Source organism: Chitinophaga sp. GbtcB8, assembly GCF_019091455.1.
Lineage (GTDB): Bacteria > Bacteroidota > Bacteroidia > Chitinophagales > Chitinophagaceae > Chitinophaga.
The window spans coordinates 1-230 of record NZ_JAGXJN010000524.1; the positions used below are offsets into that span (position 1 = coordinate 1).

At 50.4% G+C, this 230-nt stretch carries 1 protein-coding gene; it reads left to right on the forward strand.

Annotation, left to right across the window (positions count from 1 at the left end):
- The coding region (locus KVT36_RS32465) for a hypothetical protein (RefSeq protein WP_217607544.1) at nt 1-230 on the forward strand (230 nt) is incomplete at both ends.

Below are 230 nucleotides of genomic sequence, written 5' to 3' on the forward strand. Positions count from 1 at the left end.
GAGATCCAGAATAACTACGGGCAAACAGCCGGCACGCCTACCCAAAGCTGGGGCAATACAATTCCCATCGGCGGCCACGATAACCTGGATGATTCTTACCAGACCGGCCAGAACTGGACCAACTCCGTAACCCTTTCTGTAGGTACGGATAAACCACAAACATATTTCTCTTACGCCAACACCAGCCCCAAAGGTATTGAGCCGGGTAATAAGCTGGGCCGTAATAATAT